Consider the following 25,507-nt stretch of genomic DNA (forward strand, 5'->3'; position numbering starts at 1 on the left):
CATAAAAACCTGTCAAAATGGCTATTTCAAGGTCACATCCAAGTACACCGAATGACGGCCATAAGTATCATAGAACGGTTTATAAACCACGCCGTCAATCTGGAACTCCAACTTCTCAGGATTGCCACTGATGGATTTACCTAAATCCTTTGCGTTTAAGGTTACCTTCCTCCAGTCCTTTAGAGGTTCGATTTCTTGTGCCGCCAAAAGAATTGGACCATAGAATAAACTTGCAATATTGGGTTGATCCATAACCGGATCTAGATGGAAGTCAAATGGCATAGTCAATTCTATGTTATCTCCATTTTTCCAGTCTCTTTCAATGGCTAAATAGCTTCCAGGTTTAGCATCAACTTTTTGATCTTGGCCGTTAATCTTCACAAAGAAACCTTTTGTTGCCCAGTTAGGTACACGCACATTTACTGCAAACTTGCCATTTCCCTTGATGTCCAAGCGGGTATTGTTTTGCTTTGGATAGCTGGTAGTCTGCGTCAAAGTGATGCCTTTTTCCTTCCAATCTAGTGTAGATGGGATAAACAGGTTCACATAAAGTGCATTATTATCCTTACTTCTAAAATAGATCGTATTCTGCAATTTGGTGCTGCTTTCTATTGCTGTCCCATTACAGCAAGTAAATCCTTTCATATCCGGATTGCCGAATTGCTTGTTTGCTCCCGGTCTTAAGGATACGTGATAGGTATTTGCAGGACTATTTTCAGCTACTGAAGCCAAGATGTGGTTATAGAGACCTCTTTCATAATAATCCATGAGTTCTGCGCGCTGATCAAAGCGGAAAAGGTCACTGGTTAATTTCAACATGTTGTAGGTTGCACAAGTTTCATTCTGCCCTCCGGCTGAAAAACCGTTCTCATAAAGGGTCGCTGGCTGGCTGATGAAGCACTCTGCATTTGCTGGATTACGTGCGCCTGCCACTCCACCTATGCTGTACATATAGTCGTTGACTGCCTTGTACCAAAAGTTATCCGCTATCTTGAAATAATTTGGATCATTTGAAGCCTTGTACATTTCGATACTCCCTACAATCTGCGGAATATGCTGGTTGGCATGCAATCCACGGAAGGTATCTACGTTCTTTGCTAGGCCATGTGAATGTTCAGGATCACCATAGAACATTTTGATATTATCAAACAATTGAGCTGTAGCAAGGAAATGCGGATTCTTCGTGATCTCATATAACCTCGCCATGGATTCATTCATCCCTCCGAACTCACCTGCGATATAGGTATTCCACATTTTGATCAGGTTGTCCTTCGGAATTTTATTCAAGCGTTTATATACCCACTCGCCCATTCCTTCCGCTACCTGAAGTGCTTTTTTATTTCCCGAAACCTGATAGATATCAATAAGTCCAGCCAATATCTTGTGCAGTGTATAATAGGGAGCCCAAACCTGGGTAACCTTGGTGCCATAAGTAGCACCATTCTCCAGCATGATGAATTGATCTGGTGGATAGGCACTGATAAATCCTTCGCCCCAGTTCCAATAATCGGTACGGATACCTGCTTCGGTCAGATCAGAATCAAAAGCGGATTTTCCAGGACCAACGGGAATAGCAATGGGATCTGACACATGTTCGCCTCCATTTTCTTTTGCTTTTCCAGACAACTGAGCTAAATCATACAGGGTATTCACCATGTAGTCCATTTTATTGGCAAAGTTATCCTGTAGATTCTTATCATAGCCGGTACTCGCATACGCCTGAGCAATAGCAGTCAAATAATGACCTGTGGCATGTCCGCGGAGTTTGGTATCCTGACTGTCCCACACCCCTAAAGGAATGGCTCCAGCAGGCTGTTTCTGACCAAAGGCATGGCGAAACATGTACAAGAAAGAGTTTGGATCTGTCTTGGCTAAAGTATTGACGAACTTATCACGGTTCTCTATAAATTTAGTTTTTTCATTATGGCTATCCGCATTCAAGGATACTTGGCTCAGTTCAAAAGGCAATAGTTTCTCGGATGGGGTCTTGCTGTCAGCAAATCCCTTCACCGTTACAAAAGCTTTCGGTTGTAAGTCTGTTCCCGGAATTCGTCCGGTTACCACATATTCCCCAGCTTTCAATACCGCATCGTTATCGATATCTGCTGGCCATAGAACACGAACCTTCGGCCCTTGAAAACCTTCTTTATACTCAGCTTCCACGAAAGAAGGCAATCGCGGAAGCTCACCCAAGGCAGTCTCCAGCTTGACGTCCGAAACTTTAAGCAAATATTGATTATAAAGTTGAGCTTTTGTCAATTCATAGGTAGGAAGATCATCTTCTGCCTTACCCATTGTTTTCTTATCCTCACGAACGGCATTCTGACCGTTGAAATAGATTCCCGAAACCTGTTTTTTAGTCAGTGCAACTCTATAAATTCGAAAATCATGAACTAGAGCGTTTAAAGTAGCCCCCTCATCTAACAAGGATTTTCCAATATTAAACTTCCCTGAGGGATCAAACAACTTAGCAATCTCTTGCGGGATTTTATTGCCTTCAGCGACCTGTTTTCCATCCACATAGGAAACAATATTTTTCGAAAACACATCGACAACTATAGCAACATGGATCCATTTATTCAATGGGAGCACTTGAGCAATTGCTCCGCCTTTATTATCTCCTTGATCGGTGATCAAAGCCTGAAAACCCTTTTGGGCGGAAGTCCCAAAAGGTGCAGCAAAGAAATGTTGGTTATTATCCTTACCAAAATCAAAGATATACTGTCCTGTTCCGTCCGATTTCAAGGAAAGCCATACCGAAATACTTAATGACTCCAAGCCGTTCAAGGTCCCTGCAGGCAAGGTAAGATAATCATCCTTTCCTCCAGAAAGTGAAAGCACATTGCCGAACTTTTCATCTTTAATGAATTTGGGTTCATTGTTTCTGGAATTGGCATGCAATCCATTCCTCGACCAGTCCTTGAGGTTACCGTCAAATACATAACGCGCAATCATACCCGTTTCACCGATCCCATCCAATATCTGATCCCCTGACTCTTGAGCCAGCAAGAGATTAACTCCGCTAATCCAAAATATCAACAACCCAATTACCTTTGCCATTTTATTAGTAAGACCCATAAAAATTATCGAATGCTTTATAAAATAATGTTTTTCCTATTCTAGATTCTCTGATCATAAAGGTCAAAAAAATCTTTTTACATCTTCAATCCCTTTTTAGCCAGTAATTACAGGATTTTAACTTCCATAAAAAAATAAAAGAGCCATCGTAATGATGGCTCTTTCCAGGTCAAGGTTTTTATTTAACAAATAATTAAAATTTCCCAGTTCTTTTATCCCACCACATCTGTTCACCCCAAACAAAATCTTTCAACTTGGCCGCTTCGATATTTACATTTTCAGCATTGTACAAGTATTCATTGTTTGGATATGGCAATCGAAATGGTTGATCATTATGTGCCTTACCATAAATAGAATTCAAGGAAGGGTAATTGGTAGAAGGAATGCCCGTACGGCGATAAAGTGTCCAAGCTTCGAAATTATTCTTGAACAAGGCTACCCACATATCCCAATAGATACGTTCTTTCGTATTGTTCCATTTTCCTTTACCTGCCAAGTATTTCACGACATCGGCTTCTGCAATCTGGTTGTCTTCCATAGAAATCCTGACTGCTTTTTCATAAGCCTGTTGAGCGGTCATTTTCACATTATAACCAAGCATCGCAGCTTCAGCAAGGATGTAAAAAGTCTCAGAAGATTTATAGAATGGCGTAAATCCAACAGGATCATTCATGTATTTATCGCCGATGAATGAAATGGAAGTTAAGGGAGTAGGTCCGCTTTTTGCTCCATTTTGATAGCCACGATAAACTCCATCGGAAGTTTTGTTTGCTACTTTGGCAATCCTTGGATCTTCTGTTTCCAATAAATGATCGATAAAAATATCAGCCATCCCAAAATTGTCTATACGCTTGCCTACGATACCGTTGTTGTACCAAGGTTCGTAATATGGAGCTGCTCCAGGATATTTCAGGTAACAATTCTCGGCATTGGTTTCCAAAACAGGATATTTGGTGGAATTGCCTGCAATCTCTTCAATGGTCGATTTGGCTAATGCTGGAGACACCCCCGAAATACGCATGGCAAGGCGAAGGCGAAGGGAATTACAGAACTTCTGCCATTTTTCCATATCACCCTCGTAGATAAAATCGCCGGCACCCAGCTCATCTGTCCCTAATCCTGCCGCCATTTCATCAGCAATGGTTTTTAAGTCCTGCAAAATCTTAGGATAAATATCCTCTTGCTTATCATAAGCTGCCTTTAGGATATTGCCTTTATCTTCCGCCCCCTTCAAGGCCTCTGAATAGGGAACATTTCGCCACCCGTCGGTCAAATAGGACCACATATAATTTTGCCAAATACGGGACACAAAACGGATGTTTTTAAAACCATCTGGACTTGCATCGGTTAATTTCATCAGTTCCTGCAACTGCGTGTTGTTATAATAACATGCAGCCCATCTATTCCCGAAGGTATTATTGGTAGGGACCAATCCCCCCATGTAATCCATGTATTGGATCTTCACGATATAGCCTGCAAAAGTACCATAGCCATCCACATCACCCCCAAAAGATTCACCGGTATTGCGCAAAACATTGGCTAAGATATTGGTTGGTGGCACTTCAGTCAGCGCATCAGGATCAGTGTTGACTTCTTCAAAAGATTTGGTACAACTTGATGTTGCCAGCCCTATCATCAAAAAGCAGGCAATTGAATATCTATTAAATTTAATTCTCATGATTTCTGTTTTCTTAAAATGTAACCCCCAACTTAAGACCGATACTGCGGGATGAAGGCACTGAAGCTTGTTCAAAACCTACCCCACGGCTATCACTCGATACACCTCCTGTTTCAGGATCTATCCGCATTGTATTGGATTTATGTGTCCAAAGCAATGCTAGATTGGATCCGATCAAAGAAAGGTTGACCCGTTTGATGCCTTTCATGTTCTGCAAGTATCTTGAAGGCACGTTGTAGGATAGATATGCTTCCCTCAATTTCAGGAATGAACCATCAAATACATAAGTCTGGGAAATACCGCCGCTTTCATACCAAGTCTGTGCATCCGTCTCGATGGTATTTTCAACCCAATTGCCATTGGCATCTTGCATAACGAATTTCTCATCGGTCATCACATCTCTACCTGCTACGATAGCCTTTTCACGAATTCCGTTTTCGGCAGTGATGGCTGCTACCCCCGCTGTATAGGCGTGGCTCATGGTTTGTGACCAGATATCTCCTCCAACGCGTAGGTCAAACATAAAGCCCATCGAGAAGTCCTTGTACCTGAAATCATTTCGCCAACTGGCTAAGAACTTAGGAGTAGTATTTCCAATGATCTGGGCATTCTTATTGACTACCAAACCTCGGTTATTGACTTTGATCGCTCCTTTCATCGGTCCGTCTTCAACACGGTCATATCCGCCACCAATCAACGAGCCCCAACGTTCGCCTTTGCGGGCAACATTGGCAATACCCCAAGTCCATCCAATCTGATAAACATTCAAGTCAAGCTCTGGATAGAGTTCGATAACCTTACTGTTATCTTTGGCATAATTGATATAGGTCGTCCAATTAAATCCATCTTCTTTTCTGATCACATCCCCTCTTAATTGCACCTCAATACCTTTATTCTCAATTTCTCCAGCGTTTAACAGCATGGAACTAAATCCAACAACATTGGAAGTGGTTACCGCCAAGATCTGATCTTTGGTTGATTTATAGTAGTATACGACATCGGCATGGATTCTATCATCCAAGAAACCGATCTCGGTACCGATCTCCCAAGTCCTGATTTGCTCTGGTCTAAGATTTTCATTCGGGAAAACCATCGAGCGGAACATCTGTGCTACCCCGCCAAATGCGTTGTTCTGCGGATAATAATATGCCCTATTCTGGTATGCTGTAGTACCCGCACCAATCTCTGCCCATCCTCCTCGGATTTTCCAAAAGTTCAATACACTACTTTTCAGACTCGGGAAACTACTCGTAGGCAACCAGCTCATACTGATGGAAGGATAAAAGAAATCATCCTTGATAGTCGAACTCCAATCATTTCTGGCACTCAAATCCATATAGATCTGGTCTTTCCAGCCTAGATTGGCAGTCGCAAAAACAGAATTCGAACGGACATGGCTATGGTCCATTGTGGTAACTGCATCACCGACCCTATTTGCAATGGTATATACTCCCAGAACCGTCAAAGCATCCGCTCCCATTACGTTGTTTTCCCACATCAGGTTCCTGTAATTCGCTCCAGCAGATGCCAAAACGTTGAAATCACCGAATTGCTTGTTGAAGGTTGCAATGAAATCGAGGTTTAATTCTGTATTGTCTGTCTTGCGGTCACGGAATCCACCATAAGGAAAGGCACTGTTATAATAATTTTGCTCAAAGGCCTTTAAATTGTAATAATCCAAACCTGCCCGTCCTTCGAATTTCAAGAATTCAAATGGCTGGTAATACAAGGAACTCTTTCCGAAAAAACGATCCCTTTTGTAAGAGTTCGTATTCTCATAGATGTTGAAGTAAGGGTTCACATGGTAATTGGTATTCCAGTTGTAATAGGTATAGTTTCCTTGTTCATCCCTTTGGTCCCAATTGTCTTTTAGGCTTTGCATATTGATCTGTCTACCAGACCAAATAAATCCGTTCATTGGGTTGTTTCCATCGTAACCTTGATTCAGGATGTTATCACTCTCTGTACGGGTATAGTTTGTACTTACATCAAAGGAAACCTTTTCTGAGATGCTGGTATTGTTGTTCAACTGTAGACTATATCTTTTTTGGTCCGTATTTGGAACTGTACCATTTTGGTCCCTAAATGATAAAGAAGCACGGGTGCTCGATTTGTCGCTTTGAGCTAAAATGGAAAGGTTATGGTTCATCGAGAATCCAGGTTGGAAGAAGTCTCGGATATTGTCTTTTTGGGAAACCCAAGGTGTAGGAGTCCGAACCCCATTGTTCACCGGACTATCAAATTGCGGTAGTTTCAGGCCAACATCTAAACGCGGTCCCCAGGACTCATCGAATCCATCCCATACCCCTGTTTGCCCTGTTCCATCCACATAGGCGAAACCTTTAGTCTGCGCATAATCTTGATAAGAGATTTTGCCATTTGCTGCTTGAAAGTCATTATAGTGTTTTTCATCACCATTATATCCTTGACCGTATAGGTTTTGAACCTTAGGCAAGTAGGCAGCTTGGTCCACAGAGAAGTTACCATCATAGGATAACTGTATCCCCTTGTCACCTCGCTTACCTGATTTGGTCGTAATCAAGATTACACCATTACCAGCACGCATACCATATAAGGCTGCTGAACCTCCTTTTAGGACGGTGATGGTTTCGATATCCTCAGGATTGATATCGTTGATTCCCGATCCGTAATCCACACCTGAATACGTATTATCTCCGGAACGCTGGGTATCATTGGAAATAGGCACCCCATCGACTACGATCAAGGGTTGCTGATCAGCCTTTACTGAAGAGTTACCCCTTAAACTGATCCGGGATGACGCTCCTACCGTTCCACCGAATTGATTGACCTGCACCCCTGCTACCTTTCCAGATAACGCACTGGTTACATTCAACTGACCAGCTTGGGTCAGCTCTTTCGCCCCTACTTCCTGCACCGTATAACCCAAGGATTTCTTTTCCCTGGAAATACCTAATGCTGTTACTACGACTTCGTCTAGCCCTTCGGTACTGGGATCCAGTATGATTTCTAGAGTGGTCTGATTTGATAAGTTGATAACTTTCCTGCTGTATCCCAAGGCGGAGACGTTCAATTGTCCGGCTTGATCATAAGAGAGAGTAAATTCACCATTGGCACCAGTTTGAGTCGCAGTACCATTTTTCAATGCTAGTGTAACTCCTGGGATTGGTGCTCCGCTTTCGTCGACTACTCGGCCTTTAAGTTGTGTTTGGGCAAACAAAACGGTCGAGAAGAATAGACTAGCTGCCAAAGAGGTAATAAATCTTTTGTTCATCTAGTTAGTGTTTATTGGTTATTCAATTTCTGACCTCCTAATTTCCAAAGATTTAAGACAGCATAGTGACCGTATTATACCCTATTCCAACCGTATTTTAACCTTAACATTTAGATTTTAACCCTTCGGTAAATATTGGTGTAATCAAGAAAAAGCCCACTTAAAAAGCTCATTTATTGTGCTTTAGTCAGAGTAAAAAATAATAATTAAAAAAAGCGGGGGATATTCCGGAATAAATATGGAATTGGTTTATATTTTTTTTACTTTTGCAGGCATTCTACGAAATGTGGAATATTTTTAAAAAAGAATTTTCAAATATCAAAATAAAGCTGTAATATTGCATTCCGATTTTTACAGGTTAAATATCGTTATTAATTACTCAGAATCATGGATTTAGTAAAATTTGTAGAAGAACAAGCGGTAGTAAAAAATGAAAATCCCGCTTTCAAAGCCGGAGATACCATCAGCGTTCATTATAAAATTCGCGAAGGAAATAAAGAGCGTGTACAGGTGTACCAAGGTGTGGTAATTCAATTAAACAGCGAAGGAGCTAATGCTACTTTTACCGTTCGTAAAATCTCTAACGGTATTGGTGTAGAGCGTATTTTTCCTGTAAACTCTCCTAACATTGAGAAAATAGAAGTTAACAGCATTGGTAAAGTACGTCGCGCTAAATTATTTTATTTACGTGGTCTTACCGGAAAAGCTGCTCGTATCAAATCAAAAAGATAATCGAGAGACTTTAAAAATTATATTTAAGGGCTTCGCATTTGCAAAGCCCTTATTTATTTGTCCTTAAACCAAGCGCGCTTAATTCTGTATGACTACAGGCTTGGTTCCCATAATCTCATCAATCTTTTCTTTCACTTCTGCTGTAATCAGAGGAAGTACATCCAATGCTTTTAGGTTTTCGGTCAACTGACTTTCTTTGGTCGCTCCCAAGATTGCTGTTGTTACATTCGGATTGCTGATGCACCATGCAATGCATAAAGTTGGCAATGAAACACCAAGCTCATTAGCAAATGCTCCGAGAGCCTTTACCCTATTCAACTTATCATTAACGACTGCCTTATCCCGCAACCATTCATAGCCTTCCAGGGACATTCTTGAGCCTTCTGGAATGCCATCATTATATTTACCCGTCAAAAGCCCAGAAGCCAAAGGACTCCAGATGGTAGTGCCCATGCCGACATTTCTAAAGATGGGATCATAATCCACTTCAATCTTTCTTCTGTTGAACAGGTTATATTCAGGCTGTTCTACCGATGGACCTTCCAATCCTAGGTCTTTGGCAATCATATGTGCCTCCATGATTTCCGCCGCAGACCATTCCGAGGTCCCCCAATAGAATATCTTTCCTTGTTGGATCAAGGTATTCATCGTTCTGACCACCTCCTCAATAGGGACATTTTGATCAGGTCGGTGACAATAATAAAGATCCAGATATTCAACCTGCATCCTTTCCAAGGCTTCATGACAGGCTTCCATCAAATGTTTCCTACTCAATCCATGTTGGTTCGGCTTTTTGTCTACGCCTTTCCAGCCAAAGTATGCTTTGCTAGACAGGACATAGGACGACCTATCCCAGTTCAGCTTTTTCAATACCCTGCCCATCATTTCCTCAGAAAGACCTGCAGAGTACACTTCTGCATTGTCAAAGAAATTAACGCCGGCCTCATAAGCCTGTGCCATTAGGCGTTCATTGGTGTTATCATCAGTTTGTCTGGCGAAAGTGACCCATGATCCAAATGACAGCGCACTCAGTTGAAGGCCACTCTTTCCCATTCTTCTGTATTCCATATTATTTGATTTTTACCCTAAAGTTAGCAGAATTCCAATTCCACAACCATCTGTGGAAAGTAAAAAAACGACTAAATCAAGGTCCAACTGATTGAGTTTCGTTTCGTTAACCTCACAATTGGTTTCGAACGATTTTTTTTAGACCTTATTTAATAAAAATTCGTACCTTTGTATCCCGTACATAGAGCAGATGAACGATGCTTTTTATCTAGGCATCTAAGTTAGAAATCCATTATTGTTATGACTAAATATATCTTTGTTACGGGCGGCGTAACTTCGTCGTTAGGGAAAGGAATTATTGCAGCTTCCCTTGCCAAGCTTCTCCAAGCACGTGGTTTAAAAGTAACCATCCAGAAATTTGACCCGTACATCAATATTGATCCAGGAACATTAAACCCTTATGAACATGGCGAATGTTATGTTACAGAGGACGGTGCAGAAACGGACCTTGACTTAGGTCACTACGAGCGTTTCCTGAATGTTCCTACCTCCCAAGCAAACAATGTCACTACCGGCCGAATATACAGCCATGTGATCGAACAAGAACGCGCTGGTGCCTACCTTGGCAAAACCGTTCAGGTGGTTCCTCACATTACAGATGAGATCAAACGTCGCATGTTGCTATTGGGGCAATCTGGAGAATATGATATCGTCATCACTGAATTGGGTGGTACCGTTGGTGATATCGAATCCCTACCTTTCATTGAGGCAGTTCGTCAATTACGTTGGGAGTTGGGCAATAACGACTCTTTGGTAATTCACTTGACCTTGGTCCCTTACCTAGCTGCTGCTGGTGAGCTAAAGACCAAACCTACTCAACACTCCGTAAAAACTTTATTGGAATATGGTGTTCAACCAGACATCTTGGTATGTAGAACTGAACATAAACTAAACAATGATATCCGTAAAAAGCTAGCCTTGTTCTGCAATGTAAACATCAATGCCGTAGTGGAATCTATCGATGCTCCTACGATCTATGATGTGCCATTGAATATGTTGAAAGAGCAATTGGACAAAACTGTTTTGGCGAAATTGAAACTTTCAACCAAGAATGAACCAGATCTAGAAAACTGGAAATCATTCCTAGGTAAATTGAAGAACCCTACCGACGAGGTGAACATCGGTCTTGTGGGTAAATATGTAGAGCTGCCAGACGCCTACAAATCTATCGCTGAAGCCTTTATTCATGCAGGTGCTACCAATGAGACCCGCGTGAAAGTAAAATATATCGCCGCAGAAAGTGTCAACCAGGAAAACGTTGCTGAAAAACTGAAAGGTTTGGACGGCGTATTGGTTGCTCCAGGATTTGGGGAACGTGGACTTGACGGAAAATTAGAAACGATCCGTTACGTTCGTGAAAACAAAATTCCTTTCTTCGGAATCTGTTTAGGCATGCAATGTTCGGTTATTGAATTTGGAAGAAACGTATTGGGCCTAAAAGGTGCAAACAGCTTCGAAATGGACGAAAAAACTCCACATCCAGTAATCAACTTGATGGAAGAACAAAAGAACATCAAAAACATGGGCGGAACCATGCGTTTGGGTGCTTATGATTGCGAAATCAAAAAAGGAACGAAGGCATATGGCGTTTATGGCAAGTCAAAAATTACAGAAAGACACCGCCATCGTTACGAATTTAACAATGCGTATCTAAAAGATTACGAAAAGGCCGGAATGATCGCCTCAGGTATCAATCCAAGCACTGGTTTAGTGGAAATCGTGGAACTAAGGGACCATCCTTTCTTTGTTGCTGGACAATTTCATCCAGAATTAAAGTCAACAGTGGTAAATCCTCACCCACTTTTTGTTAGCTTTGTAGCCGCTGCATTAACACATAAAAAATCAAAGTAGAGTTTAGACCTCTATATATTAATAGTAATTAATAAACAATGGATAGAAATAACATTCTAGGTTTCATCTTCATCTTTGCCATCCTGGCTGGATCCTTCTACTTCCTGAAGCCATCCGATGCCGAGATCAAAAAAGAACAACAACATCAAGATTCAATTAAAAGAGCAAAAGAAGGTTTGGCACCGATCAGCGACTCCTTAAAAGCTGCTAGCACTACCACTCCTGCCGTTGCAGATTCTGTGCTGTTGAGCCAACCTTTTGGTTCTGCTTCCGTAGGTTCGGAGCAAATCGTTACCTTGGAAAACGAACTCCTTAAAGTAAACGTAAGCAACAAAGGTGGTCGTGTAAAATCAGTTGAACTTAAGGGTGAGACCAATTTTGACGGATCTAAACTTATCTTATTCGAAGGCGATGACAACCGATTTGGCCTTGAATTCAATATCCCTGGAAAGGCTGTAAAAACGAATGACCTCTACTTCCAAGCCCAAGGAGCTAGCTTCTCGGTCACTGGACAGGACGCCAAGTCATTGACCATGCGCCTTTCATACGCTGCAGACAAATACATTGATTATATCTATACCCTAAAAGGCAATGATTACAACGTTCAGTTTGATATCAAAACCGTGGGAATCGGAAGCTTGGTTGATGTAAGCTCCAATAAAATGTTATTGAACTGGGAAACCACTTTAATGCAAAAAGAGCGTAACGTAAAGTCTGAACGTGAAAAGTCAGGAATCTTCTATAAAGAAGTAGACGGCTCTGTAGACCATCTTTCAGAAACTAGCGATGATGAAGAGAAATTAGAAAAGAAAGTATCTTGGATTGCTTTCAAACAACACTTCTTCTCTAGCATCCTGACCAGCAAAGAAGGTTTCGTGAATGCAGACCTTAAATCTACCTTGATCACTCAAGACAGTGTGGTTAAGCATTACCGTGCTTCCACTGAACTAGCATTAAACAAACAAAATGAAAGCCTTCATGGCTTCAGTTTCTTCTTCGGTCCTAACCAATACAAAACGTTAAAGGCTGAAGGCAATGGTTTCGACAAAATCATCAATATGGGTTGGGGACCAATGGGCTGGATCAATAAATTCATCACCGTTCCTATCTTCGATTTCTTAGATGGTTTCAACATGAACTATGGTATCGTGATCTTGATCCTTACCTTGTTCTTAAAACTCCTGATGTTCCCATTAACCTACAAATCTTACCAATCCATGGGTAAAATGCGTGTGTTAAAACCTCAGTTGGACGAAATCAAAGCAAAAGTTGGTGATGACAATCCGATGTTATTGCAACAGGAGCAAATGAAGCTTTACAAACAAGCAGGAGTAAATCCACTAGGTGGATGTCTTCCTCTGTTGCTTCAGATGCCTTTCACTTTAGCGTTCTTCTTCTTCTTCCCGAACTTGTTCGAATTACGTGGAGAGAGCTTCCTATGGATCAAAGACCTTTCAACATATGATGCGCCGATTACCTTTGCACCTCTTCCTTTATTAGGTGTAGACCACATCTCATTCATGTGTATCTTGATGACCTTGACAACCTTGTTGACCACTTGGTACAACAACTCCACTTCAGGAGCTGTAAACAACCAAATGAAATACATCGGTTACATCATGCCATTGGTATTCTTCTTTGTACTGAATAGCTTCCCAGCAGGTCTGAACTATTACTACTTCCTATCTGCGGTTCTTACCTTCTTAACCCAAGTGATCATCCGTCAATTCGTAAACGACGACAAGATCCTTGCAGGTATCGAAGCAAACAAAAAGAAACCAGCATCTGAAAAGAAACAATCCTCCTTCCAAAAGAAAATGGAAGAAATGATGAGAGCACAACAAGCCGCTCAACAGAATAAGGACAAAAAATAAAACAACAATCCCCGGTCAGAAAAACCGGGGATTGTTGTTTTATAAGTATTGAGATGTGAGTATTGAGATATGAGATATCAACCGTAATAACTATTTTATTAGTATTGAGATGTGATTACTGAAATTTGTGATTCAACACTTTCTATCTCAAATCTCCTATCTCATATCTCACATCCCCCTTTACACAAAAGCACTAAATCCTGTAATACTTCTTCCGACGATCAAGGAATTGATTTCTTTGGTTCCTTCGTAAGAGTAGATGGCTTCGGCGTCTGCAAGGAAGCGAGCTACGTTATATTCCAATAGGATACCGTTTCCGCCCATTACCTCGCGGGCCTTGGATACGATATCGCGCATGCGAAGGGTACAGAAGACCTTGGCCAAGGAAGCATGTTCATCCCTAAGCTTTTCGTCATCCTGTAATTCCGAAAGACGGAAGACCAGCGTCTGCATGGCGGTCAGATTGGACAACATTTCAACCAGGTGGTTTTGGATCAACTGGAAGGAAGCGATCGGTTTTCCGAATTGTTCTCGCTTGATGGTATAGTCCAATGCATTTTCATAGGCCCCACGAGCACATCCAACAGCCATCCATGCCACCCCTGCCCTCGTCATCTGTAGCACCTTGGCCGTATCTTTGAAGGAATTGGCATAAGGCATACGGTCTGATTCCGGAACAACACAATCTGTCAAGGTGATCAGGCCATTCTGCACAATGCGCAAGGCCATCTTATCCTTGATCTTCTCTACCGCAAAGCCAGGGTTCTCCTTGCGGACAATAAACCCTTTCACCTGCTGGTCATCCAGATCCCTTGCCCATATAATGGTGATATCCGAAAAGGTAGAGTTACCTATCCATTTCTTTTGACCGTTCAATATCCAATTGTCTCCATCACGTTTACATGTCGTGGTCAAGCCACCAGCTGTCGCAGAACCCACCAAAGGTTCCGTCAAGCCGAAAGCACCAATCTTGTGCAGCTGTTGCATGGCCGGCAACCATTCATTTTTCTGCTCATCCGATCCGCACATATAGATAGACCCCATGGCCAAACCGCTCTGTACACCCAGGAAGGTAGCGATGGAAGGATCGACGCGGCCAAATTCAGCAGCTATGATACCATCCATGAGGGAAGTACCGCCTGCACAGCCATAACCATCATAAACATAACCACAGACATTGAGCTCCCTTAACTTGGGAAGGATCTCGAAAGGAAATTCATCATGTAACCAATATTTATTGACGATGGGCTGTATTTCAGTTTCCAAGAAGGTCCTGACTTTCATCTGCAGGGCTCTATCCTCTTCGGAAAGTTTTGCCGATATATCGTAAAAGTCAGCGTTGATAGGAGGTGGATCTTTTTTCTTTTTACTTCCAGTCAACATTTTCATGGCCATTTTGAGCTGATTTTCGTCCATTTTCGAGACTGCGCCCAAAACTTCCGCCAAATCCACTTTCTTCGATATCTTCTCCAATTGCTCCAAATCCACTGATTTCATGAGTTTTAGGATATTCTGTAGTCTTTCTAGCATAGTATTCTTTTAAAAATTTAACAGAAATATAACAATTTTTGTTTTTTCTTGTTGCAAATCAGCAAAACAGTAGTATATTTGCGCTGCCTTAAGGAAAATATTTAAAATCAAACGACTGAAAATCAAAAGGTTCAATAAAAATTTTAAAAAAATATCTTTTCTTGGGTTACCTTTTTAGGTATTGGGTATTAAGAATTAAATAAACAAATTTGTTTCAACTAAATAGAAAATTAAAAATGAAAAATTTATTCAAATTCGGATTCTTAGGTTTAGCATTAACTATCGGTGTTGCTTCTTGTAACAACGCAGAAACTAAAACTGAAGCTACTGCTGACTCTTTGTCAAACGTTGTAGATTCAACTACTGAAAACGTAGCTGATTCATTAGAAAATGTTGCTGATTCAGTTCGTGCAACTGGTGATTCTATCGCTGACTCTTTGAAAAACGTTCAATAATCCGAACAGATTTTAAAAATACATCAAGAGCTCGTTTAAGAAACGAGCTTTTGTTGTTTATGGAAGAGATATGAGTATTGAGATATTAACCTACATCTCTACTGTATCAAATCTCACATCTCAAATCCATCCCCAATAACCTACACCCCCACTGTCTCATATCTCACATCTCAAATCCCATTTCCCATATTTCACATCTATTTCTTATTTTTGCATCCGTACTAAAGAAAATAAAATGACTTTATCCCCATTGACTGCAATCACACCCATTGATGGCAGATATTACAATACCACCAAAGATCTATCGAATTACTTCTCAGAGTTCGCATTAATAAAATACCGTGTCTTAGTTGAAGTAGAATACTTTATCGCGCTCAGTGAATCAGGTATTCCGCAATTGAGCCATTTTGATGGTAGCTTAAATGATAAGTTACGTGATATCTACAAAAACTTCAGTTTGGAAGATGCACAATGGATTAAGGATACGGAAAAGGTAACGAACCATGATGTGAAAGCCGTGGAGTACTTCCTGAAAAATGAATTTGAGAAATTAGGTCTGCATGACTCCCTTGAATTCATCCACTTTGGATTGACATCCCAGGACATCAATAATACCGCAATCCCGCATTCCTGGAAGGATGCCCTGAAAGAGGTTTACCAACCTGCCATCAGCGAATTGCTGGAGGAATTGAAAAAATTGAGTGCAGAATGGGAGAATGTTTCCATGTTGGCCCGTACACACGGACAACCTGCCTCTCCTACCCGTTTAGGAAAAGAAATCAAAGTATTTGTTGAACGTATCGAAAAACAGTTGAACCTGTTGAACCAAGTTCCATTCTCAGCTAAGTTCGGCGGAGCAACGGGGAACTTAAACGCACACCATGTTGCCTACCCGAATCATGATTGGGTTGCCTTCGGCAATAAATTCGTTAACGAAACATTGGGCCTTGACCGTTCGCAAACCACTACCCAAATTGAACACTATGATAACTTCGCTGCCAGCTGCGATGGCTTAAAGCGTATCAACAATATCATTATCGACCTTTGTCGTGATGTATGGACCTATATCTCCTTGGATTACTTCAAACAAAAGATTACTGCAGGACAGATTGGTTCTTCAGCGATGCCACATAAGGTAAACCCTATCGATTTTGAAAATGCTGAAGGAAACCTAGGCTTGGCAAATGCGGTATTGGAGCACCTGGCAGCAAAACTTCCAATCTCCAGATTACAGAGAGACCTGACCGACTCCACCGTTCTCAGAAACATCGGCGTTCCATTCTCCTATACCTTGATCGCAATCAAATCTACTTTGAGAGGATTGAGGAAATTGATCTTGAACGAAGCAGCCTTCCAAGCTGACCTTGAAAACAACTGGGCCGTGGTAGCAGAAGCGATCCAAACCATATTGAGACGCGAAGGCTATCCAAAACCTTACGAGGCATTAAAGGACCTGACACGTACCAATACCCACGTGACCAAGGACACGATTGCGGCATTTGTAGATCAATTGAATGTTACAGAAGAGGTGAAAGAAGAGATCAAAGCCATCTCTCCAAGCAACTACACAGGCGTAAAGCTGTAAGCTTTTACGAAGTAATGACGCTTAGCAATAGGTATTAACAGTATATTTGTGTTTTTATTTTACAATTAGAATTCATGGCAACGATTAACGTATATACAGAAAGCACCCCAAATCCAGCAACAATGAAGTTCTTGGTCAACAAACTGTTGATCAACGGAAGCTTGGATTATCCAGATAGAGAAAAAGCACAGGAATCTGCATTTGCAAAGGAACTGTTCAAGTTCAACTTTGTAAACGGCGTCTTCTTTGCCAGCAATTTCGTTACCATTACCAAGACTGAAGATGCAGAATGGGATGATATCGAAGCCTTATTGAAAGAATTCGTTAAGGGAGCTGTAGAATCTGAATTGGCAGTGAAACCTGTTGAACATTCAGAAGACGTGGTCTTTGAAGGAAATGATGTGGAAATAAAAATCCAACAGGTATTGCACGACTATGTTCGCCCAGCGGTAGAGCAGGACGGTGGTGCTATTGCCTACAAATCCTTTGACAATGGAACGGTTACCGTGGAACTACGCGGATCTTGTTCGGGTTGCCCTTCTTCAACCATTACCTTAAAAGCCGGAATCGAAGGTTTATTGAAGCGTATGGTCCCTGAAGTGGAGGAAGTGGTAGCAAATGCAATGTAATATAGAACAAAAAGTATTTAGTAGTTAGTATTTAGACCTTGTTTGAAGGGATTTAGATTTTAAGTATAAATAAACTGAATCAGAAAATATAAGGAAGAGTTGCCTGAAAGGGCGACTCTTTTTTTGTGTTTTTGGGGTTCAAAATGGACTAAAAATATGGCATGGACTTCGGGAATGCTTTTACCCATATTCGAGACATATTCGGAAAATTCAAAACATGTCTCGAATAAGATCAAATTGAGGCTCGGATCCTTTGGTAGATGACAATCGGAATTTTAGGTTTTAGTTATTCTAAACCATTACAAAAATATGTGTATATTCAGAGCAGGTCAACTGACAGCCTAGACTTTAAATTTTCAGATAAATGTGAATTGTGGACAAAATTCCTTTGGAACCGTTGGTTACGGTCTAAATAATTCAGCTTTTTCAAGGGCACTCCATTAAAAATCACTAACTTTATCGGCAAAATAATCGAAACTTTATACTTTAAAATGAGTGCAGATATAAACAAATTAGAACAGATCGCTTCGCAAGTAAGAAGAGACATTGTTCGTATGGTGCATGCATGCCAATCAGGACACCCAGGGGGATCATTGGGTTGTACTGACTACTTTGTGGCCTTGTACTTTCACGCGATGAAAAATGACCCATCTTTCAACATGGATGGCATTGGTGAAGATATATTCTTCTTGTCTAACGGTCACATCTCTCCAGTTTTCTACAGTACATTGGCTAGGGCTGGTTATTTTCCAGTGAGCGAATTAGCTACCTTCAGAAAAATCAACTCTCGTCTTCAGGGACACCCGACTACACATGAGCACCTTCCAGGAATCCGTATCGCTTCTGGTTCTTTGGGTCAAGGTCTTTCAGTGGCTATCGGTGCAGCACAAGCTAAAAAGTTGAACAAAGACAACAATTTGGTATATGTATTGATGGGCGACGGTGAATTGCAAGAAGGTCAGGTTTGGGAAGCTGCTATGTATGCACCTCACAATAAAGTAGACAATTTGATCGCAGCAGTGGATTACAACCGTGCGCAGATCGATGGTTCAACTGATGATGTATTGTCATTAGGAAACCTACGTGCTAAATGGGAAGCTTTTGGATGGGACGTATTGGAAGTGAACAAAGGTAATGACATGGCATCTGTAATTGCTGGATTGGACGAGGCTAAATCTCGTACTGGAAAAGGCAAACCGGTAATCATCTTATTGCACACTGAAATGGGTTCAGGTGTTGATTTCATGATGGGCTCACACAAATGGCATGGAGTTGCTCCAAACGATGAGCAATTAGAATCTGCTTTAAACCAAATCCCTAGAACCATAGGCGATTATTAATCACTGTTTACGATAGTATTTGTAATGAAAAAATATACATACACAGAATCAAAAGATACACGTTCAGGTTTCGGTGCTGGTTTATTGGAAGCTGGCCAGAAAAATGAAAACGTAGTAGCCTTATGTGCTGACTTGATCGGTTCATTGAAAATGAACGACTTTATAAAAGCTTATCCAGAGCGTTTCTTCCAAATTGGTATTGCGGAAGCGAACATGATGGGTATCGCTGCTGGTCTTACCATTGGTGGTAAGATTCCTTTCACTGGTACTTTTGCCAACTTCTCTACTGGTCGTGTTTATGACCAAATCCGTCAATCCATTGCGTACTCGGGCAAGAACGTAAAGATCTGTGCTTCACACGCGGGTTTGACTTTGGGAGAAGATGGCGCTACTCACCAGATCTTAGAAGATATCGGTCTGATGAAAATGTTACCTGGGATGACGGTGATCAATCCATGTGACTACAACCAAACAAAAGCGGCTACAGTTGCGTTAGTAGACCATGAAGGTCCTGTTTACCTTCGTTTCGGACGTCCAGTAGTTCCTAACTTCACTCCTGCTGACCAAAAATTTGAGATCGGCAAAGCGGTGATGCTGAATGAAGGTACCGATGTTACGATCGTGGCAACAGGTCATTTGGTATGGGAAGCGATCCAAGCGGGTGAAGAATTGGAGAAATTAGGCATCAATGCTGAGATCATCAACATCCACACCATTAAACCATTGGATGAAGAAGCGATCCTAAAATCAGTGACCAAAACAGGATGTGTTGTTACCGCTGAAGAGCATAACCGTCTTGGCGGTCTTGGCGACAGCGTGGCGCAATTATTGGCACAGAAATTACCTACTCCACAGGAGTATGTTGCAGTGAACGATAGCTTCGGCGAGTCGGGAACTCCAGCTCAATTGATGGAAAAATACGGTTTAAATGCTGCAAATATTGTTAATGCAGTACGTAAAGTCATTACAAGAAAATAACAATCTATGGAAGATTCCCTGATAATAGCAAAGTTTGCGGATGAAAAAACTCGTGAAGAGGCATTCCGCTTATTGCTTAAAAAATATCAGCAAAAGATTTATTGGCATGTCAGACGTATGGTCATTGATCACGACGATGCCGATGATGTTGTACAAGATATCTTTATCAAAGTATGGCGCAATCTTGAGAAATTCAGGGAAGATTCGCAATTGTATACTTGGTTATACCGCATTGCTACCAATGAGTGTATCACCTTCTTGAACAAGAAAAAGCAAAAGCAGAGTGTTTCATTGGATGATGATAGCTCTGCTTATCTTGCAGACTCCTTGGCAGACGGTGCATATTTCAATGGTGACAAGGCACAAATGAAATTACAGCAAGCTCTTTTGATCTTGCCGGACAAACAAAGACTGGTCTTTAACATGAAATATTTCGAGGACATGAAGTACGAAGAAATATCCGAGGTGTTAGGAACCAGTGTCGGAGCCTTAAAAGCTTCGTACCACTTAGCAGTTAAAAAAATAGAGAACTTTTTTGCCTCAAACGATTAAACCTTTTGCCGCAAAAACTATCTATTATGGTACTATGAAAGAAAATAACACATATTACGAAAACTTAGGAGGCAACCAACTACCTAACTCGTTGCGTGTCAACCCTTTCATTGTACCTGAAAATTACTTTGAAAAGCTAACCGAAAGAAGTCTGTTCTTCGCTAAACTTGATCAAATTTCAGACACAGGAAAAGTAGGATTGAGCACTCCAAATGGATTCTTTGAACAACAAGAGTCCCAACTGTTAGGTCAGATCAAGATCGACCAGTACAGAGATGCTGAAAACTTCAGTGTGCCTGAGCAGTATTTTGATCAATTGAGTGAGCAGATCCTTGGCCAAGTCCACATAGACGGGGTCAGAGAAATGGAAGAAACAGAAGTTCCTGCTGGTTACTTTGATAACTTGACTGCTCGTATTCTAGACAGAATTGAAGAAGAAGAGTTAACGCTAGAGATAGCAGAACCAGGATTTACCGTTCCTGAAGGTTATTTTGAAGAAGCCGATGATCAGATTATGGCTTCAATCTATACCGAAGAATTGAAATCTAAAGTTCAGGCAGATGGGTTTGAAGTACCTGCGGGTTATTTCGATCAGCTGTCTACCGCTATCCTTGACAAAGTTCAGGACAAGAAGGTCATTCAATTGCCTTCACGTAATGAGTCTGAAACTTCAGTTTCTGGGAAGAAAAGAAAAGTGTATGCTTGGTTGAGCTCAGCCGCTGCAGCTTGTGTAGCCGCAGTGATCGGGGTATCTGTTTACAATGCAGAATACAACCAACCCATGCAAGCGGAAAAGGTGTCGTTGAATGAAATTCCAGAAGATGAAATTATCAACTACCTTTCCAATTACAGTGATGCTTCTGACCTAGAGTACTATGCAGAGTACATCTATCAGCCAGAGGAAGCGCTAAATGTGGGGGAGGGAATCGATAAGGAAGTTTTAGAAGATTACTTAAATTATAATTTATAATGATTCGTTTAAAACATATTATTTCAACGCTCTGTTTGATTTGGATAGCTTGTTTTGTTGCGAATGGACAGTCACGCCAAGAAAGATTTGAAGCAATTGAGAAACAGAAGGCGGCTTATATTACCAAACAACTGAGATTAACTCCAACCGAAGCACAGCAATTCTTTCCACTGTACAATCAGTACTCGAAAGAAATCAGAGGTGTCAAGTCAAAGAAATCGCAAGGTCACAGCAACGGTGGCAATCGCGGCAATTCCTTCAGACCCGGCAATGATGTAATAGAATACGATGCACAGGAAGTGGATATCAAGAAAAAATATCGGACAAAGTTCGCCGATGTCCTCGGGCAATCCCGAGCATCTCAGTTCTTTGCCGTAGAACAGGAATTTATAGAGTTGCTGTACAAAGAACTGAACAGCAGAAGACATTAATAAAAAGAAGCCCTAGGGCTTCTTTTTTTATGCACTATATTATAATAAGGCTGTAAATTCACGACCCTTCCCGTCTTAAAGGTTCATGAAAGTTTTTGTTTATGCCTATCTTTGCCACATCATGATAAGTAATAGAGAACTCTTCCTAAAAAACACTGCCCAAACCTCAGATTCACCAAGATTGTTAGAAATCGACCGTGCTGAAGGTATATATCTATATGGGCCAAACGGAGAGAAATATATGGACCTGGTGTCTGGTTTCAATGTCAGCAACATTGGCCATCGACATCCCCAAGTATTAAAAGCAATCCAGGAACAGCTGGACCGTTTCATGCACGTCACGGTTTATGGCGAGTTTGTCCAAGCCCCACAGGTGCTGTTGGCTACGGAACTATTGGATGTCCTGCCAGATTCCTTCGAATCGGTTTACTTTACCAATTCAGGAGCGGAGGCTGTAGAAGGTTCGATGAAAGTGGCCAAGAAATTCACCGGTCGCAGGGAAATCATCGCTGCCAAACAGGCCTACCATGGCAGTACGCAAGGTGCATTGAGCCTTATCGGCAATGATGAATATCGCGAGGCCTATGCCCCACTTCTTCCTGAGATTTCCTTTATTGAATACAATAACCTGCCTGACCTGGATAAGATCAGCGTCAGGACCGCAGCGGTCATCGTGGAAGCCATTCAAGGGGAAGCCGGTGTTCGAGTGCCTAGCAAAGAATATATGCAGGCCCTGCGCAAGAAATGCACGGAAACAGGAGCACTTTTGATATTCGATGAAATACAGACTGGATTCGGTAGGACTGGAAAATTATTTGCCTTTGAACATTTTGGCATCGTCCCGGACATCCTGATGTTGGCTAAAGGTATTGCTGGCGGAATGCCCTTGGGTGCTTTTGTAGCCCCAAAGGAAATGATGGACGTAATCAAATCAAACCCAATGCTGGGACACATAACCACCTTCGGTGGCCATCCGGTGAGCTGTGCTGCAGCAAGGGCCTCCCTGAAGGTGATACAAGATGAAAAGCTTGTTGAATCGGTAGAGCGTAAGGCCAATCTGTTTAGGACGGAGCTCAATATTCCGCAAATCAAGGAAATCCGCGGCTTGGGACTGATGATGTGCCTGCAACTGGACAACTTTGACCAAGTGTACCAAGTGAGCAACTATTGTGCATCCAAAGGCTTGATCATTGACTGGTACCTGCATTGTGAAACGGCATTGCGCATTGCCCCTCCATTGACGATCAGTGAGGAAGAAATCATCCAATCCTGCAAAATAATTAAGGAAGGGATTGAAAAATTCTGTTAGAATAGCTAAATTGCTGTAACACTATCAACCTATTTAATCATAAAAATGGAGAACAGAAGAGACTTTTTAAAGAAAAGCTTGTTGACATTGGGAGCAGCCGGCTTAGGAACATCACTCGCTAACGCCATAGATTTTTCTACGGGTGCTAAGGCTACACTGAGCATCAACCAAGGGGATGTCATCCTCTTTCAAGGTGACTCGATTACCGATGCAGGCAGAAATAAGGAAAACCTGAACCCTAACGATGGCAATGCTTTTGGAAACGGCTATGCTTTTATGGCAGCAAGTACCCTTCTTAATAAATATGCAGACAAGGATATCAAGGTCTATAATCGCGGAATCAGCGGAAACCGTGTTCCTGATCTAATCAATCGCTGGCAAAAGGATGCATTGGACCTAAAACCCAATATCCTGAGCATTATGATCGGTGTAAACGACTTCTGGAGAACCATGGATAGTGGCGCGAAAAACTCGCCTGAGCAATATAAAGCGCAGTATAAAGAGTTGCTGGACAAAACCAAAGCAGCCCTTCCTGATGTAAAATTGATTATCATCGAACCTTTTGGTGTCAAGAACGTAAAGCATGTTACAGACGCCTGGTTCCCTGAGTTTCCAAAATACCTGAACGCAGCCAAAGAAATCGCTCAAGAATACGGCGCCATCTTTTTGCCTTACCAAAGCATCTTTGACCAAGGCCTAAAAAGAAACAGCAACGGCGGCTACTGGACCACCGACGGTGTACATACCACGATGGCCGGCGCCAACCTGATGGCCGAATCTTGGCTCAAATTGATAAAATAAAAAAAACCTCGCCTCAGATAAACTGAGGCGAGGTTTTTTTATTTTAGATATGAGTATTGAGATATTAAATTTGTCAGCCTTTCTATCTCATATCTCCCATCTCATATCTCCTCTCTACCTAAAGCACCCTAACCAACAATCCCTTCAGGTACTCACTTTCTGGAAAGGAAGCACGAACGGGATGGTCTTCGGGTTGGCAATATTGATAGATAAATTGGATTTCTTTACCGGCGTCTAGAGCGGCCCAAGCGATGACCTGTTTGAAGGTATCGATATCCATGGCTCCAGAGCAAGAAAATGTAGCCAAAAGGCCTCCGCTATTTAGGAGCATAAGTCCGCGTCTGTTCAGGTCTTTGTATGCTCGGGAAGCTTTTTCTAAAGCAGACCTTGTAGGTGCATACTTGGGCGGATCTAAAACGATGACATCAAACTTCTCTCCATGCTCCCCCAATTCCCTCAGGTATTTATTGACATCAGACTGAACAGCGGTATGCTTGCTGCTGTCGAATCCATTGAGCTTGATATTGTTCTTTAAAGTTTCGATAGCCAATCCTGAGCTGTCTACGGAGGTGATGGAGCTCGCACCTTCACGAAAGGCATTTAGGGTAAACCCGCCAGAGTAACTAAAGCAATCCAACACCTTCTTATCCTTGACATAACGTGCCGTTATGGCTCTATTCTCGCGTTGGTCGCAATAGAAACCAGACTTCTGCCCTTCTGCTATATTGACTTGATAATGTATACCATTTTCAACGACATCAACAAATTCAGGAGGTACGGCACCATACAGAAGACCATTGGTATCAGGGAGACCTTCATATTCTCTAGATTTCAGGTCACTACGCTCATAGATTCCTTTGGGTTGTAGTAACTGAACGAGCTGATCGACGATAATATCCTTTACCTTTTCAATTCCTGCGGAATGAATCTGTACGGAAATAAAGTCAGCATATTTATCGGCTATCAATCCTGGTAGGAAGTCGGCCTCGGCGAAGATCAATCGAACGGTATTGTTGCTATCGTGCAATAAGCTCAAACGGTTATTGACCGCTTTGCTTACCCGATTGCGCCACCATTCCTCAGTGATCTCCTGACTAGGGTCCCATTCCAATAAGCGGACTGCAACCCTTGAGTTACCATTGTATATACCGTAGGCAATAAATTCATCTTCTATGTTGTAGACAGAAACGATATCTCCATTTTGTGGTTTGCCCAGAGCAGCTGAGATTGCGCCGGAAAAGACCCATGGATGTAATTGCCAAGCGGCTTTATCCTTTCCTTTGTTCAGGATTATTTTATTCATGAATGCAAAAATAAATAGAATTGAAAGAAATTAATTCATCATGTACTAAAAAACTTTGAATTACAGCCTCCTTTTCTTGATTTTTATCCT

General features: G+C 41.7%; 19 protein-coding genes. 13 read left to right on the forward strand and 6 right to left on the reverse strand.

Annotated elements, in window-relative coordinates; all coding sequences use genetic code 11:
- Positions 1-21: 21 nt before the first annotated feature.
- The 3 genes from RT138_RS08410 to RT138_RS08420 form a co-directional block, all read right to left on the reverse strand.
- Positions 22-3,060: a beta-L-arabinofuranosidase domain-containing protein gene (locus tag RT138_RS08410; RefSeq protein WP_313190316.1), complete on the reverse strand. Its 3,039-nt coding sequence runs from the start codon at positions 3,058-3,060 to the stop codon at positions 22-24.
- Between the two features lie 211 nt (positions 3,061-3,271).
- On the reverse strand, positions 3,272-4,756 hold the full coding sequence (locus tag RT138_RS08415) for a SusD/RagB family nutrient-binding outer membrane lipoprotein (RefSeq protein ID WP_313190317.1): 1,485 nt from the start codon (positions 4,754-4,756) through the stop codon (positions 3,272-3,274).
- Positions 4,757-4,769: 13 nt separating this feature from the next.
- Complete coding sequence (locus RT138_RS08420; RefSeq protein WP_313190318.1) at positions 4,770-8,009, reverse strand: SusC/RagA family TonB-linked outer membrane protein; 3,240 nt, start codon at positions 8,007-8,009, stop codon at positions 4,770-4,772.
- Between the two features lie 387 nt (positions 8,010-8,396).
- On the opposite strand from RT138_RS08420, the gene rplS reads away from it, so the two are divergent.
- The gene (rplS, locus tag RT138_RS08425; protein ID WP_093098782.1) at positions 8,397-8,741 is read left to right on the forward strand and encodes a 50S ribosomal protein L19; all 345 of its coding nucleotides are present in this window, start codon (positions 8,397-8,399) and stop codon (positions 8,739-8,741) included.
- A 78-nt stretch (positions 8,742-8,819) separates the two neighbouring features.
- On the opposite strand, the gene RT138_RS08430 is transcribed toward rplS, so the two are convergent.
- Positions 8,820-9,809 (reverse strand): aldo/keto reductase, encoded by a 990-nt coding sequence (locus RT138_RS08430; RefSeq protein WP_313190319.1) that lies wholly within the window; start codon positions 9,807-9,809, stop codon positions 8,820-8,822.
- Between the two features lie 240 nt (positions 9,810-10,049).
- Between RT138_RS08430 and RT138_RS08435 the strand changes: the two genes are divergently transcribed.
- A complete protein-coding gene (locus tag RT138_RS08435; protein WP_313190320.1) occupies positions 10,050-11,660 on the forward strand; it encodes a CTP synthase in 1,611 nt (536 codons plus the stop codon).
- A gap of 38 nt (positions 11,661-11,698) precedes the next feature.
- Complete coding sequence (yidC, locus tag RT138_RS08440; RefSeq protein ID WP_313190321.1) at positions 11,699-13,534, forward strand: membrane protein insertase YidC; 1,836 nt, start codon at positions 11,699-11,701, stop codon at positions 13,532-13,534.
- Positions 13,535-13,714: 180 nt separating this feature from the next.
- Here the strand turns inward: yidC and RT138_RS08445 are convergent, their stop codons facing one another.
- The gene (locus RT138_RS08445) at positions 13,715-15,064 is read right to left on the reverse strand and encodes an acyl-CoA dehydrogenase family protein (protein WP_313190322.1); all 1,350 of its coding nucleotides are present in this window, start codon (positions 15,062-15,064) and stop codon (positions 13,715-13,717) included.
- Positions 15,065-15,300: 236 nt separating this feature from the next.
- On the opposite strand from RT138_RS08445, the gene RT138_RS08450 reads away from it, so the two are divergent.
- From RT138_RS08450 to RT138_RS08495, 10 genes are all read left to right on the forward strand, one after another.
- The gene (locus RT138_RS08450) at positions 15,301-15,519 is read left to right on the forward strand and encodes a hypothetical protein (protein ID WP_185210662.1); all 219 of its coding nucleotides are present in this window, start codon (positions 15,301-15,303) and stop codon (positions 15,517-15,519) included.
- Between the two features lie 235 nt (positions 15,520-15,754).
- Positions 15,755-17,104, forward strand: coding sequence for an adenylosuccinate lyase (gene purB, locus RT138_RS08455; RefSeq protein ID WP_313190323.1), 1,350 nt, complete (start codon positions 15,755-15,757; stop codon positions 17,102-17,104).
- 74 nt (positions 17,105-17,178) lie between these two features.
- Positions 17,179-17,733: a NifU family protein gene (locus RT138_RS08460; protein WP_093098771.1), complete on the forward strand. Its 555-nt coding sequence runs from the start codon at positions 17,179-17,181 to the stop codon at positions 17,731-17,733.
- 491 nt (positions 17,734-18,224) lie between these two features.
- Positions 18,225-19,073 carry a transketolase gene (locus tag RT138_RS08465; protein ID WP_185210666.1) on the forward strand — a complete coding sequence of 283 codons (849 nt, stop codon included), beginning with the start codon at positions 18,225-18,227 and terminating at the stop codon, positions 19,071-19,073.
- A gap of 24 nt (positions 19,074-19,097) precedes the next feature.
- On the forward strand, positions 19,098-20,051 hold the full coding sequence (locus RT138_RS08470; protein ID WP_185210668.1) for a transketolase family protein: 954 nt from the start codon (positions 19,098-19,100) through the stop codon (positions 20,049-20,051).
- A 6-nt stretch (positions 20,052-20,057) separates the two neighbouring features.
- Positions 20,058-20,603 carry an RNA polymerase sigma factor gene (locus RT138_RS08475; RefSeq protein WP_185210669.1) on the forward strand — a complete coding sequence of 182 codons (546 nt, stop codon included), beginning with the start codon at positions 20,058-20,060 and terminating at the stop codon, positions 20,601-20,603.
- 34 nt (positions 20,604-20,637) lie between these two features.
- Positions 20,638-21,573: a hypothetical protein gene (locus RT138_RS08480; protein ID WP_185216091.1), complete on the forward strand. Its 936-nt coding sequence runs from the start codon at positions 20,638-20,640 to the stop codon at positions 21,571-21,573.
- Positions 21,573-22,004, forward strand: coding sequence for a hypothetical protein (locus RT138_RS08485; RefSeq protein ID WP_313190324.1), 432 nt, complete (start codon positions 21,573-21,575; stop codon positions 22,002-22,004). Before RT138_RS08480 ends, RT138_RS08485 begins: the two co-directional genes overlap by 1 nt.
- Before the next feature lie 121 nt (positions 22,005-22,125).
- Positions 22,126-23,313 (forward strand): aspartate aminotransferase family protein, encoded by a 1,188-nt coding sequence (locus RT138_RS08490; protein WP_313190325.1) that lies wholly within the window; start codon positions 22,126-22,128, stop codon positions 23,311-23,313.
- 45 nt (positions 23,314-23,358) lie between these two features.
- On the forward strand, positions 23,359-24,114 hold the full coding sequence (locus tag RT138_RS08495) for an SGNH/GDSL hydrolase family protein (RefSeq protein ID WP_313190326.1): 756 nt from the start codon (positions 23,359-23,361) through the stop codon (positions 24,112-24,114).
- 118 nt (positions 24,115-24,232) lie between these two features.
- Here RT138_RS08495 and RT138_RS08500 read toward each other — a convergent pair whose 3' ends face one another.
- The gene (locus RT138_RS08500; RefSeq protein ID WP_313190327.1) at positions 24,233-25,417 is read right to left on the reverse strand and encodes a class I SAM-dependent rRNA methyltransferase; all 1,185 of its coding nucleotides are present in this window, start codon (positions 25,415-25,417) and stop codon (positions 24,233-24,235) included.
- Positions 25,418-25,507: the final 90 nt, after the last annotated feature.

The sequence above is a fragment of the Sphingobacterium sp. genome (assembly GCF_032065005.1).
Lineage (GTDB): Bacteria > Bacteroidota > Bacteroidia > Sphingobacteriales > Sphingobacteriaceae > Sphingobacterium.

Coding starts and splice junctions, on each gene's coding strand:
- RT138_RS08410 (WP_313190316.1), bottom strand. CDS start 3,060: ATGGCAAAGGTAATTGGGTTGTTGATATTTTGGATTAGCGGAGTTAAT.
- RT138_RS08415 (WP_313190317.1), bottom strand. CDS start 4,756: ATGAGAATTAAATTTAATAGATATTCAATTGCCTGCTTTTTGATGATA.
- RT138_RS08420 (WP_313190318.1), bottom strand. CDS start 8,009: ATGAACAAAAGATTTATTACCTCTTTGGCAGCTAGTCTATTCTTCTCG.
- rplS (WP_093098782.1), top strand. CDS start 8,397: ATGGATTTAGTAAAATTTGTAGAAGAACAAGCGGTAGTAAAAAATGAA.
- RT138_RS08430 (WP_313190319.1), bottom strand. CDS start 9,809: ATGGAATACAGAAGAATGGGAAAGAGTGGCCTTCAACTGAGTGCGCTG.
- RT138_RS08435 (WP_313190320.1), top strand. CDS start 10,050: ATGACTAAATATATCTTTGTTACGGGCGGCGTAACTTCGTCGTTAGGG.
- yidC (WP_313190321.1), top strand. CDS start 11,699: ATGGATAGAAATAACATTCTAGGTTTCATCTTCATCTTTGCCATCCTG.
- RT138_RS08445 (WP_313190322.1), bottom strand. CDS start 15,064: ATGCTAGAAAGACTACAGAATATCCTAAAACTCATGAAATCAGTGGAT.
- RT138_RS08450 (WP_185210662.1), top strand. CDS start 15,301: ATGAAAAATTTATTCAAATTCGGATTCTTAGGTTTAGCATTAACTATC.
- purB (WP_313190323.1), top strand. CDS start 15,755: ATGACTTTATCCCCATTGACTGCAATCACACCCATTGATGGCAGATAT.
- RT138_RS08460 (WP_093098771.1), top strand. CDS start 17,179: ATGGCAACGATTAACGTATATACAGAAAGCACCCCAAATCCAGCAACA.
- RT138_RS08465 (WP_185210666.1), top strand. CDS start 18,225: ATGAGTGCAGATATAAACAAATTAGAACAGATCGCTTCGCAAGTAAGA.
- RT138_RS08470 (WP_185210668.1), top strand. CDS start 19,098: ATGAAAAAATATACATACACAGAATCAAAAGATACACGTTCAGGTTTC.
- RT138_RS08475 (WP_185210669.1), top strand. CDS start 20,058: ATGGAAGATTCCCTGATAATAGCAAAGTTTGCGGATGAAAAAACTCGT.
- RT138_RS08480 (WP_185216091.1), top strand. CDS start 20,638: ATGAAAGAAAATAACACATATTACGAAAACTTAGGAGGCAACCAACTA.
- RT138_RS08485 (WP_313190324.1), top strand. CDS start 21,573: ATGATTCGTTTAAAACATATTATTTCAACGCTCTGTTTGATTTGGATA.
- RT138_RS08490 (WP_313190325.1), top strand. CDS start 22,126: ATGATAAGTAATAGAGAACTCTTCCTAAAAAACACTGCCCAAACCTCA.
- RT138_RS08495 (WP_313190326.1), top strand. CDS start 23,359: ATGGAGAACAGAAGAGACTTTTTAAAGAAAAGCTTGTTGACATTGGGA.
- RT138_RS08500 (WP_313190327.1), bottom strand. CDS start 25,417: ATGAATAAAATAATCCTGAACAAAGGAAAGGATAAAGCCGCTTGGCAA.